Here is a 12,118-nt window from a genome sequence, read left to right on the forward strand (position 1 = left end):
GGCCGCCACCCGCGCGGTCAGGCGCGCGGGAGCCGGTTGCCGGCCGGTGGGGGTCAGCCCTTGGTGCCTCCCGCGGTGAGGCCGGTGACCAGGTTTTTCTGGACAAGGTAGAAGAAAGCGGCCACCGGGACGGCGATCAACACCGCGGTCGCGGCCATGTAGTTCCACTGGGCGTCGTGCTCGCTGACGAAGCTCTGCAGACCGACGGCGAAGGTGTACTTCTCGTCGTCCAGCATGAACACGGAGGCGAAGGCGACCTCGCCGAAGGCCGTGATGAAGCTGTAGAACCCGGCGACCGCGAGGCCCGGCCTGGCCAGCGGCAGGATGAGCCGCAGGAAGGTGCCGAACGGGCTGAGGCCGTCGACGCGCCCGGCCTCGTCGATCTCGACGGGGATGGTGTCGAAGTAGCCCTTCATCAGCCAGGCGCAGTACGGGACGGCCGTCGAGCAGTTGACGAGGATGAGCGCGCCGTAGGTGTCGATCAGGCCGAGCTCGGAGAAGATCTCGTACATCGGCACGACGAGGACGGCGATCGGGAACGCCTGGGTGAGCAGCAGCATCCACATCAGCGACCGGTAGCCGGGAAAGCGCATGCGGGAGACCGCGTAGCCGGTGGTGGCGGCGAAGGCCACGCCGACCAGGGCGGTGCCCAGGGCGACGATCATCGTGGACTGGAGCCACTTGAAGAAGTTCGTGTGCTGGAGCACGAACGTGTAGTTCGAGAACGTCATCTTCTCCGCGATGGCGCCCGGGTGCAGGTAGTCGGTCTTGTCCGGGCCGAGCGAGAGGTAGATCAGCCAGGCGACCGGGGCCGCGGCGATCAGGCTCGCCAGCACGAGCAGGCCGTGGGTGACGGTGCGGGCCAGCGGTCCGCCCTCCCCGCGCCGCCGCACGCGCCGCCGGGGAGCGCCGGCCGCGGTCGCGGACGCGGCCGGTGACGCGGCGGTGTCGAGGGTCGTGGTGCTCATCGTGGGGGCTCCTGCGTCAGATGGCGAGCTGGTCATTGCGCTTCAGCCAGCGGAAGTAGAAGGAGGTGAAGACGGTCAGGATCGACAGCAGCAGGACGCCGTACGCGGCGGACTGGGCGTAGTCGCGCGGCTGCTGGCCGAAGCCGAGGTAGTAGGCCCAGGTGACGAGGATCTGTGCGTCCGGGGCGGAGGTCTTGCCGAACAGCAGGAAGATGATGGCGAACTGGTTGAACGTCCAGATGACGCCGAGCAGGACCACGGTGGAGCTGACCGAGCGCAGGCCCGGCAGGGTGACGTGCTGGAAGCGCTGCCAGGCGTTCGCCCCGTCCATCTCGGCGGCCTCGTACAGGGAGGCGTCGATGGACTGCAGGCCGCCGAGGAGCGAGACCATCATGAACGGCACACCGCACCAGGTGTTGACCATGACGGCGGCGAACCGCTGCCAGAAGACGTCCTCCAGCCAGTGCGGCTGGGGCAGGTGCAGGGCGCCGAGCACCTGGTTGAGCACGCCGGAGTCGGCGAGCATGATCCGCCAGGAGAAGACGGTGACGAAGGTGGGCACGGCCCAGGGCAGGATGAGCATCAGGCGGTAGAAGGTGCGGCCGCGCACCTTCCGGTTCAGCAGCAGGGCGAGGCCGAGGCCGATGGTGTAGTGCAGGAAGACGCACAGCGCGGTCCACACGACCGTCCACAGGAAGTGGGACCAGAACCGGTCGTAGGCGGTCGGCCCGAACAGGATGTCCTTGTAGTTGTCCAGCCCGATGAACTTGTAGGTGGCGTCGATGTGGTTGACGCCGATCGTGCGGGCCGAGTTCAGGCTGTCGGCGTCGGTCAGCGTCAGGTAGAAGCCCCGCACCAGCGGGTAGCCCACCAGGACGCCGAGCACGACGACGACCGGGATGATCATCGCGTAGGCGTACCAGTACTTCTGGTAGCCGTGCTTGAGGCGCTGCAGCGGGCCGGGGCCGCGGCCGCGCCCGCCGCCGGGCTTGGCGGTCGCGCTCTCGAGGGCGACTGTCATGGTTCGACACCTTCTGGAAGTTCAGGGGCAGGGCACACAGGCCGGTGGCCGCCGGGCCCTCCGCGGAGGGCCCGGCGGCCACGGCGGCTCACTTGCTGAAGTCCGGGACCAGCTTGGTGATCGCGAGTTCGGCGTCGCTCAGGCCCTTGTCCAGGGACACCTTGCCGGCGGCGATCTTGACCAGCTCGGTGTCGAGCGGCCCCCACAGGGAGCTGTACTCGGGCAGCGCCGGGCGCGGCTGGGCGGCGGGGAGGACGCCCTGGTAGCCGGCGATGCCGGGGTCGGTCTTGACCTGGTCGGTGTAGGCGTCGTCGCGGGTGGGCAGCGTGGAGTTCTTCAGGGCGATGGTCTCCTGGGACTTCGCCGAGGTCATGAACTTCACGAACTTCAGGGCCGCTTCCTGGTGCGCCTTGTCGGAGCCGGCGTAGACCGAGAGGTTGTGGCCGCCGGTCGGGGCGCCCGCCTTGCCGGAGGAGCCGCCCGGGACGGTGGCGATGCCCAGGTTGGCCTTGTCCTTGAAGGCGGAGCCCTGGTAGAAGTTCGTGATCTCCCAGGGGCCCTGGACGATCGCGGCGACCTTGCCGTTGACGAACGCGTCCTGAATGTGGGCGTAGGCGTCGGCGGTGGTGTCGGCCTTGTGCAGGCCCTTGCCGTCGAACATGCCCAGCCAGGTGCCGTACGCCTTCTTCGCGGCGGCCGAGTTCATGGTGATCTTCTTGGCGCCGGCGTCGACGGTGTCGGTGCCCTCGCCGTACAGGAAGCTCTGGGCGTAGTAGGACTGGGTGGAGCCCCAGTAGCCGTCGACGCCGGTCTTGTCCTTGATCCTGGCGGCGGCCTTCTTCAGCTCGTCCCAGGTCTTGGGGGCCTCGGTGATGCCGGCCTTCTTGAACAGGTCCTTGTTGTAGACGAGAGCCAGAGTGTCGGTGACGAACGGAACGCCGTAGGTCTTGCCCTCGTACTGGGCCTGCTCGATCAGGCTGGGCTGGAACTTGCCCTGGTCGGCGAGGGCCTCGGTGCCGTCCAGCGGCAGCAGGTAGCTCTTCTTGGCGAAGGCCGGGGTCCAGCCGACCTCGGCACGCAGCACGTCCGGGGCGCCCTTGGAGCCGGCGGCGGTGTCGAACTTGTTCTGTGCCTGGTCGAAGGGCACGTTGACGTACTTGACCTTGATGTCCTTGTTGGCCGCCTCGAACTGCTTGACCAGCTCCTGGTACGTCGGAGCCTCGTTGGTGGCGTTGGAGGTGTCCCACCAGGTGATGGTCACCGGACCGTCCGACTTGTCGCTGCCGCTGTCGCTCCCGCCGCAGGCCGTCGCCGCGAGGGCGAGGGACGCCACCAGCGCGGTGGCCGCTATGCCACGCCGCATGAAGTTCTCCTTGAGGGTGAAAGCCCGTGAGCGGGAAGCGGTCCCGTCCGCCGCTCCCGCCGAAGTGCCGACCGCGCCATTGCCGCCGCCGGGCGACGGTGAAAGTAACAGCGTTGCAAGCGCTGCGAAAGACCTTGCAGAAAAAAAGTGCAAGAGATCGCGAAGGTTACGCCTTCGTGACCTGTTCGCACCCGCCCAACGAGCGTGATTTCACGCGGGTGGGCGGGGTCTCGGACACTTGTGCAAGACTCTGCAAGCCCTTGCCATACGGTGGCGGGGGAGGAATCATCCCGTTGCGGACCGGACGCCGAGACCCGGACGTCGACCGGACGCCGACCGAACACGAGGGAACGCGATGACGCAGCAGCCCGCAACGGGCCGTCCAACGGCGCGCACCAGGCGGCCGACCGGTGGGCAGGGCGGGAGGCGACCGGTACAGTCCACTCATGTGACCACACGGCTTGCCGACATCGCTGCCCAGGCGGGGGTGAGCGAAGCGACCGTCAGCCGCGTCCTCAACGGGAAGCCGGGCGTCGCCGCCGCCACCCGCCAGTCCGTGCTGGCCGCCCTCGACGTCCTGGGCTACGAGCGCCCGGTACGGCTGCGGCAGCGCAGCGAGGGCCTGGTGGGCCTGATCACCCCCGAGCTGGAGAACCCGATCTTCCCGGCGCTGGCCCAGGTCATCGGCCAGGCGCTGACCCGGCAGGGCTACACCCCGGTGCTCGCCACCCAGACCCCCGGCGGCTCCACGGAGGACGAGCTGACCGAGATGCTGGTGGACCGCGGGGTCGCGGGCATCATCTACGTCTCCGGCCTGCACGCGGACACCACGGCCGACATGGAGCGCTACGAGCGCCTGCGCGCCCAGGGCGTGCCCTTCGTCCTGGTGGACGGCTTCTCCCCGAAGGTCCAGGCCCCCTTCATCTCCCCCGACGACCGCGCGGCGACGACCCTGGCCGTCACCCACCTGGTCTCCCTGGGTCACACCCGCATCGGCCTGGCCCTGGGCCCCAAGCGCTTCGTCCCGGTCCAGCGCAAGATCGAGGGCTTCGTCAAGGCCATGCAGGACCAACTGGCCCTGCCCCCGGACGTCGTCGAGTCCGAACTGATCCAGCACTCCCTCTACACCCTGGAGGGCGGCCAGGCGGCCGCGACGGCGCTCATCGACCGCGACTGCACGGCGATCGTCTGTGCCAGCGACATGATGGCGCTCGGCGCGATCCGCGCGGCCCGGCAGCGCGGCCTGGAGGTCCCCCGGGACGTCTCGGTCGTGGGCTTCGACGACTCCCCCCTGATCGCCTTCACCGACCCGCCCCTGACCACGGTCCGCAAGCCGGTGCCGGCGATGGGCCAGGCGGCGGTGCGCACGCTCCTGGAGGAGATCGGCGGGACACCCGCGCCGCACAGCGAGTTCGTGTTCATGCCGGAGCTGGTGGTACGCGGTTCGACCGCTTCGGCCCCCGGGGACAGGAACCGTCCGTAAGGCGGAGAACGTGTGAGCAGAACCCGACCGGGGGGTGATCGTCCCGGGAAGGTTTGTCTGGCACACTCTGTGCCCATGGGTGACACGACCGTGACGCGACCGGAAGGCCGGGAAGAGGCCGTCCCGCCCCCCGTCACGGAGGACAGCCGCCCCACTGCCGTACGCCGGCCGCGCACCCCCCGCCGGCCCCGGCTGTGGTTCGAGATCCTGTTGATCGCGGTGAGTTACTGGACGTACTCGCTGATCCGCAACGCGGTCCCCGAACAGAAGACCCAGGCCCTGCGCAACGCCGACTGGATCTGGAGCGCCGAGCACCACCTGGGCATCGCCGTCGAGCACTCGATCAACCATGCCGTGAACTCGGTGACTTGGCTGATCGTCGGCATGAACTACTACTACGCGACCCTGCACTTCGTGGTCACCATCGGCGTCCTGGTGTGGCTCTACCGCGGCCACCCCGGCCGCTACGCGGCGGCCCGCTCCACCCTCTTCATCACCACGGGCACGGCTCTGCTCGGCTACTACCTGTACCCCCTGGCACCTCCACGCCTGATGACCGGCGGCCACTTCATCGACACCGTCCAGGTCCACAACACCTGGGGCTCGATGGCCTCCGGCGACCTCAAGCACATGTCCAACCAGTACGCCGCGATGCCGTCCATGCACATCGGCTGGTCCCTGTGGTGCGGCCTGACCCTCTTCGCCCTGTGCACGGTCCCCTGGGCCCGCGTCCTCGGCCTGCTCTACCCCGCGGCCACCCTGGTCGTCATCGTCGCCACCGCCAACCACTTCTGGCTCGACGCGGTCGGCGGCGTCCTGTGCCTCTCCTTCGGCTTCACGGCGGCCCGCGCCTGGTACGGGGCGCTGCCGCACGCATTGCCGAGGGCGGTGGCTTTGCAGCCGGCGGAGGCGTAGGAACTCGAACGCTGTGCGGAGTTCGGGTGACCGCAGGGGTGGGTCCGCTCGACGGGTGGGCGACGCGATGCCCGCAGCCGCCCCACGGCCCCGCCCCACCCACGCACCGCGGGCGCACCCGCACCCACCGCCGGAGGCACCCGCACCCCCACGGCCCCGACCCACCCACGCACCGCAGGCACAGAACCCGCACCCGCGGACGCGGCTACGTGTCGTAGAACAACGCCTCCATGACCCCCCGAGCCCGCCGGGCGGTCCGCCGGTACGCGTCCAGCATGTCCCCCACGTGCCCGGGCCCGTACCCCAGATACCGCCCCACCGCGGCCAGCTCCCGGGACTCCGTGGGGAACGTGTCCCCGGCCCGCCCCCGCACCAGCATCACCGCGTTCCGCACCCGCGTGGCCAGCACCCACGCCTCGTCCAGCGTCGCGGCGTCCTCTTCGGACACCAGCCCCGCCCCCCGGGCCGCCGCCAGCGCCTGCCGGGTCCGCGGAGTCCGCAGCGACGCCTCCCTCGCCCCGTGCCGCATCTGCATCAGCTGCACGGTCCACTCCACATCCGACAGCCCACCCGGCCCCAGCTTGGTGTGCAGCTTCGGATCCGTCCCCCGGGGCACCCGCTCGGACTCCATCCGCGCCTTCAGCCGCCGGATCTCCCGCACCGCGTCATCGCCCAGCCCGCCCCGCGGATACCGCAGCGGGTCGATCAGCTCCACGAACCGCCGCCCCAGCTCCTCGTCCCCCGCCACCAACTCGGCCCGCAGCAACGCCTGCGACTCCCACACCTGCGACCACCGCCGGTAGTACGCCTCGTACGACTTCAGCGTCCGCACCAGCGGCCCGTTGCGCCCCTCGGGCCGCAGGTCCGCGTCGATCAGCAACGGCGGATCTCCGCTCGGAACCTGCAGCAGCCGCCGCATCTCGGCGACGACCCGCCCCGCGGCCTCGGCGGCCTCCCGCTCGTCCGCACCGTCCCACGGCTCGTGCACGAACAGCACGTCCGCGTCCGACCCGTAACCCAGTTCGTGCCCCCCGAACCGCCCCATCCCGATGATCGCGAACCGGGTCGGCAGGGTGTCCCCCCAGCCCTCGCGCACGACCGCCCGCAACGTGCCCGCCAGCGTCGCCGCCGTCAGGTCCGACACCGCACCGCCCACCCGGTCCACGAGCGCGCCCTGATCGGCCTCCACGGGCTGCGCCTCGGTGCCGTAGGAGCCGACGATGTCGCCGGCGGCCGTACGGAACAGCTCCCGCCGCCGCACGCCACGGGCGGCCGCGACCCCCTGCTCGGCGCTCTCCGCGCGCCCCACCGCGGCAAGCATCTCCTGCTCCAACTGCGCCCGCCCACGCGGCGCGAGCCCGCCTCCGTCACCGTCTCCGAGCAGCGCGACGGCCTCCGGCGCCCGCATCAGCAGATCGGGCGCGAGCCGCCCGGCGGACAGCACCCGCGCGAGGTTCTCCGCGGCGGCCCCCTCGTCCCGCAGCAGCCGCAGGTACCACGGCGTCTTCCCCAACGCGTCCGACACCTTGCGGAAGTTGAGAAGCCCCGCGTCCGGATCGGCGGAGTCGGCGAACCACCCCAGCAGCACCGGCAGCAGCGTCCGCTGGATCGCGGCCTTCCGCGTCACCCCCGACGCGAGGGCCTCCAGGTGCCGCAGGGCCGCGGCCGGATCGGTGTACCCGAGCGCGACCAGCCGCTCCCGAGCCGCCTCGGGACTCAATCGGACCTCACCGGGCGCGAGTTGGGCGACCGCGTCGAGCAGCGGCCGGTAGAACAGCTTCTCGTGCAGCCGTCGCACGACGCCGGTGTGCCGCTTCCATTCCCGGGTGAGCTCGGTGATCGGGTCGCTGCGCAGGCCGAGCGACCGCCCGAGCCGGCGCAGGTCGGCCTCGTCCTCGGGGACGAGGTGGGTGCGCCGCAGCCGGTACAGCTGGATACGGTGCTCCAGGGAGCGCAGGAACCGGTAGGCGTCGTCGAGCTGCACGGCGTCCACCCGGCCGACGTAACCCCCCGCGGCCAGCGCCTGCAACGCGTCCAGCGTGGACCCGCTCCGCAACGACACGTCGGTCCGCCCGTGCACCAACTGCAGCAACTGCACGGCGAACTCGACGTCCCTGAGCCCGCCCGGCCCGAGCTTCAGCTCGCGCTCGACCTCGGACACGGGGATGTTCTCCACCACACGGCGGCGCATCTTCTGCACGTCGGCGACGAAGTTCTCGCGCTCGGCGGCCTGCCAGACCAGCGGGGCGAGCGCGGCGACGTACTGCCCGCCGAGCTCGGCGTCGCCGGCCACCGGCCGGGCCTTGAGCAGCGCCTGGAACTCCCAGGTCTTGGCCCACCGCTGGTAGTAGGCCACATGACTGCTGAGAGACCGCACGAGCGGCCCGTTGCGCCCCTCGGGCCGCAGATTGGCGTCGACGGGCCAGATCGACCCCTCCACGGTCGTCTCGGAACAGATCCGCATCATGTGCGAGGCGAGCCGGGTGGCGGCCCTGAGCGCCTTCGCATCGTCCGCCCCCTTCACCGCCTCCCCCACGAAGATCACGTCGACGTCGGAGACGTAGTTCAGCTCGTGGCCGCCGCACTTGCCCATGGCGATCACCGCGAGCCGGCACAGCGCGTCGTCCTCGGGCGCGGCGGCGCGGGCGAGCCGGAGGGCGGCGCGCAGGGTGGCGGTGGCGAGGTCGGCGAGCTCGGCGGCGGTCTCGGCCACGTCGGTGGTGCCGCACACGTCGCGGGCGGCGATGGACAGCAGACAGCGCCGGTAGGCGACGCGCAGCGCGACGGGGTCGCCGGCCTCCGCGAGCCCGCGCTCGAACTCCGCCACCCCGGGGTGCAGGTCGCGCGGCTCGTAGGTGACGAGCGCCCGCCAGTCACCGGCGTGCCGGGCGAGGTGGTCGCCGAGCGCGGCGGAGCAGCCGAGCACACCGAGCAGCCGGTCGCGCAGCGGCTTGGCCGCTATGAGCGTGTCGAGCAGTTCCCGCTGGTCCGTCGGCGTGGGCTGCGCCTCGAGCAACCGCACGAGCCCCCGCAGCGCGAGATCCGGGTCGGCGGTGCCCCCCAGCGCCTCCAGCAGCACCGGATCGTCCCTGAGCGGGGCCAGCTCCGGCCCCTCCAGCAGCCGCTCGGCCCCCGAGGCATCGGTGAAGCCGTGCCGCAGCAGCCGAGTGAAGGTACTGCTCCTGCGCCCCGGCGCCGTCATCCCGGCCTCCCGTCGGATCGAGCCCGTCCTGGCCAGAGCCTAACCGGAGCATCGGGCTCGGGCTTCGGCAGCGGCCCTCGCTTTCGGTGTCTCGGAGACGCCGGGCACACCCCGAGCAGGGGGCAGGCGCACCAAGTGATCGCCATCGCCTCACCGAGCAGGCCCTCTGGGGCAAGTGGAGGGTTCGAGCCACGGCGGAGGGGCGCGACCTGCGGTTTTGCCCCAGCGGGGTGGCCCAAACCCTCCACTTGTTGTCCGCCCACAGAGCTACTTCACTCGTGGGTGTGACCTCCAGGTCGCTCCTGTCACTCAGCGTGGCCGATGCCTCTACCGTCGGATACGTCGCGATACGACGCGTACGACGGAGGGGTGCGGATGTCGGTGGATGGCGAGGCGGTACGGCTCGGGGAAGAGGCGGACGAGCCGGGGTGGGAGGTGGACCCGGACGACGAGTGGGGCGTGGCGGTGATCGCCACCGTGGGGCGGCAGTTGAAGCTGCGGCGGGAGGCGGTGGGGATGCGGGTCGCCGAGTTCGGGACGGCGATGGGGTACGGGGACGACCTCGTCTACAAGATCGAGGGCGGCAAGCGGATTCCCCGGCAGGAGTACCTGGACAAGGCTGACGAGGTGTTGCGCGCGGATGGGCTCATCTCGGCGACGTGGGAGGACGTGAGGAAGGTCCGGTACCCGAAGAAGGTACGGGACCTGGCGATGCTGGAGGCCCAGGCAGTAGAACTCCTCTCGTACGGCAGTCACAACCTGCACGGGCTTCTGCAGACCGAGGAGTACGCGAGGGCTCTCCTGAGCACGCGGCGGCCGACGCTGTCGGAGGATGAGCTGGAACGGGCACTCGCCGCCCGTATGGCGCGTAGGACGATCTTCGAACGCACTCCCCCTCCGGAACTCAGCTTTGTCCAGGAAGAGGTGACCTTGCGCCGCCCCGTCGGAGGCAGGATGGTGCTGCGCAGGCAGCTCGAACGCCTCTTGCAGGTAGCGCAGTTGCGTCACGTCGAGGTCCAGGTGATGCCCACGTCTCGTGGGGACCACCCGGGAACGGGAGGGCGAATTCAGGTGCTGAAGTTCGCGGACGGCACGGCGGTTGGCCGGGCCGACGACGAGTTCGGCAACCGTCCTGTCTCCGACCTCCGGCATCTGCGGATCTTCGAACTGCGCTATGGCATCATCCGGGCCGAGGCTCTGACCGCACGAGAGTCACTCACCTTCATCGAACAACTGCTGGGGGAGACATGAACCGCAGGGAATCAGCCGGCGACGTTGTCGAACTGACCTGGTTCAAGAGCACCTACAGCGACAGCAGCAACCCCAGTGACTGCGTCGAAGTCGCCATGGCCCCCGCCACCGTCCACGTCCGGGATTCCAAAACCACCCGGGGCCCCCGTCTCGCTCTCACGCCGGCCGCGTGGGCCGACTTCGTGGCCTTCGCCGGCGGGAACTGACCTCGCAGAATCACTCAGATGTCGTCCGGGAGGATCCGGAAGCAGGAGTACCGGCCCCCCACCGGCCGTACGGTCCGGAAGTCCCGTAGGCCCCTGGTGAGGACCGCGTCCGTGTCGTACTCGGCGGCGAGGACGCCGTTCATCGCGTCCACCAGGTCCAGGTCGAGCGATGCGTACCGGGCCCGCACGGACAACGCGGCGTCGAGGATCTCTGGCGCCAGCGAGGCTCCTGGGCCTGGTTGCCTGCGCCATGCTGTGCGGCGTGATCCGCTGGGCTCGCGGCCAGGGCGCCGGCGTCCTCGCCGCCCTCGAAGTCCCCGACGGCAGCCCCGACAAGCCGCCGGTGGCCACCACCCTCACCCGAGCCCTGGCCCGCGTGGACGCCGATGTCCTCGATGCCGCCGTCGGCCACTTCCTCCAGGCCCATAACCACCAACCAACTGGCCGGGATCACCGGAGACTCGCCGCTGCTCCGGGGCGCCGCGGACGGCAAGACGGTGCGCGGCGCCCGCGACGAGCACGTCCTGCAACTACACCTGCTCGGCGTTCGACGACCCAGAGACGGCCCGGCGTCAGCGCGAACCTTCAGCCTTCTTACGAGGCTGACCAGGACGCCGTCACCTGGGCAGAGACATTGAGCTTGTAGCCCGGTGTGCGTTGCTACATGCCATGCCCGCTTGACAACACCAGACCCTTGTACGGACACTGTACGTACATCCCGCCACCCGCCCTCTTTGCTCTTGACTGAGGCAGAGAGCGGCACCTTAGAGGCGAGTCCCACCCGCACGCAGGGAAGGGAGGACGTAGCCACCCTCCTTTCCAGTGGGGCTCACCAGATGGAGAACCCTTCCCATGAGCGAGACGACCAAGGACCGAAAGACTAAGGACCGGACAAACCGAAGCCAGCAACTCACACGCAGCAACACATCCCGCCTAGAGATCCGCATCCCCGAAGAAGACAAGAAGTTGATCGAGCGGGCCGCAAAGACCAGTCACGCAACCACTACGGGATTCGTGCTGCAGGCCGTAAGGCAGGCAGCACAAGACGTATTGCGACGCGAACAGGTGACGGTCGTACCGCCTGACTTCTACGAAGCCATGGTGGCTTCGTTGAACGAGCCAGATGAAGCAAACACTGCTTTGTCCAGGGCGGCGGCCCGGGCCCAGGAGATCATCAGGAAGGCATAAGGCCGAGTTCGTGTACGAATCGGAATCGATCAGCGATCGACATCTCCTGCAGACGTTCGATTGCGGCCAGGAATCGCTGAACGATTGGTTGACATCTTCAGCGTTGCACTGCCAGCGGAACCGGACGGCGAGCACCTTCGTGTGGTGCACCTCTGATGATCCCACTGTCCTCGCCTACTACTCGCTGGCAGGGCACCTGGTGGAAAGGCAGGAGCTACCGCCGAAACTGGGCCGAGGTTCACCGGATCAAATGCCGGCTGTCTTGTTGGCACGACTGGCCATCGACAAAACGCTACAAGGCCAAGGGCTTGGCGGAGTACTGCTCGCCGACGCCCTGGGGCAGACCGTCGCAGCGGTCCAACGTGTAGCAGCCCGATTCGTCATTGTCGACGCAATCGATGAAAAGGCCGCGGCTTTCTACAGCCGTTACGGTTTCGAACGAATTCCCGGGGAAATGCGAATGTATCGCAAGATCAGCGCCATCGAAAAGGATTTGAGGGGCGTCTAGAACTCGCATATCG

At 69.5% G+C, this 12,118-nt stretch carries 11 protein-coding genes; 6 read left to right on the forward strand and 5 right to left on the reverse strand.

What is annotated here, in order from left to right:
* Positions 1-53: 53 nt before the first annotated feature.
* From RH94_RS31870 to RH94_RS31880, 3 genes are all read right to left on the reverse strand, one after another.
* Complete coding sequence (locus RH94_RS31870; RefSeq protein WP_073951820.1) at positions 54-968, reverse strand: sugar ABC transporter permease; 915 nt, start codon at positions 966-968, stop codon at positions 54-56.
* Positions 969-984: 16 nt separating this feature from the next.
* The gene (locus tag RH94_RS31875; RefSeq protein ID WP_073951821.1) at positions 985-1,989 is read right to left on the reverse strand and encodes a carbohydrate ABC transporter permease; all 1,005 of its coding nucleotides are present in this window, start codon (positions 1,987-1,989) and stop codon (positions 985-987) included.
* A gap of 88 nt (positions 1,990-2,077) precedes the next feature.
* The gene (locus tag RH94_RS31880; protein WP_073951822.1) at positions 2,078-3,352 is read right to left on the reverse strand and encodes an extracellular solute-binding protein; all 1,275 of its coding nucleotides are present in this window, start codon (positions 3,350-3,352) and stop codon (positions 2,078-2,080) included.
* A 448-nt stretch (positions 3,353-3,800) separates the two neighbouring features.
* On the opposite strand from RH94_RS31880, the gene RH94_RS31885 reads away from it, so the two are divergent.
* Entirely contained in the window at positions 3,801-4,835 is a 1,035-nt protein-coding gene (locus RH94_RS31885; RefSeq protein ID WP_267893413.1) for a LacI family DNA-binding transcriptional regulator, read from the forward strand.
* 75 nt (positions 4,836-4,910) lie between these two features.
* Positions 4,911-5,750 carry a phosphatase PAP2 family protein gene (locus RH94_RS31890; protein WP_073951824.1) on the forward strand — a complete coding sequence of 280 codons (840 nt, stop codon included), beginning with the start codon at positions 4,911-4,913 and terminating at the stop codon, positions 5,748-5,750.
* Between the two features lie 205 nt (positions 5,751-5,955).
* Here the strand turns inward: RH94_RS31890 and RH94_RS31895 are convergent, their stop codons facing one another.
* A complete protein-coding gene (locus RH94_RS31895) occupies positions 5,956-8,952 on the reverse strand; it encodes a bifunctional [glutamine synthetase] adenylyltransferase/[glutamine synthetase]-adenylyl-L-tyrosine phosphorylase (protein ID WP_073951825.1) in 2,997 nt (998 codons plus the stop codon).
* A gap of 375 nt (positions 8,953-9,327) precedes the next feature.
* Here RH94_RS31895 and RH94_RS31900 point away from each other — a divergent pair, with 375 nt between their 5' ends.
* Together RH94_RS31900 and RH94_RS31905 are read left to right on the forward strand one after the other, a co-directional pair.
* Complete coding sequence (locus RH94_RS31900; protein WP_073951826.1) at positions 9,328-10,203, forward strand: helix-turn-helix domain-containing protein; 876 nt, start codon at positions 9,328-9,330, stop codon at positions 10,201-10,203.
* On the forward strand, positions 10,200-10,409 hold the full coding sequence (locus RH94_RS31905) for a DUF397 domain-containing protein (RefSeq protein ID WP_073951827.1): 210 nt from the start codon (positions 10,200-10,202) through the stop codon (positions 10,407-10,409). The genes RH94_RS31900 and RH94_RS31905 overlap by 4 nt, the downstream gene beginning before the upstream one ends.
* Before the next feature lie 14 nt (positions 10,410-10,423).
* Here the strand turns inward: RH94_RS31905 and RH94_RS31910 are convergent, their stop codons facing one another.
* On the reverse strand, positions 10,424-10,603 hold the full coding sequence (locus RH94_RS31910) for a PIN domain-containing protein (protein ID WP_407697383.1): 180 nt from the start codon (positions 10,601-10,603) through the stop codon (positions 10,424-10,426).
* Between the two features lie 658 nt (positions 10,604-11,261).
* Between RH94_RS31910 and RH94_RS31915 the strand changes: the two genes are divergently transcribed.
* Entirely contained in the window at positions 11,262-11,597 is a 336-nt protein-coding gene (locus RH94_RS31915) for a type II toxin-antitoxin system TacA family antitoxin (protein ID WP_079189266.1), read from the forward strand.
* Positions 11,598-11,607: 10 nt separating this feature from the next.
* Entirely contained in the window at positions 11,608-12,105 is a 498-nt protein-coding gene (locus tag RH94_RS31920; protein ID WP_073951828.1) for a GNAT family N-acetyltransferase, read from the forward strand.
* The last annotated feature ends 13 nt before the right edge of the window (positions 12,106-12,118 follow it).

The organism is Streptomyces kebangsaanensis (assembly GCF_001906585.1).
Classification (GTDB): domain Bacteria; phylum Actinomycetota; class Actinomycetes; order Streptomycetales; family Streptomycetaceae; genus Streptomyces; species Streptomyces kebangsaanensis.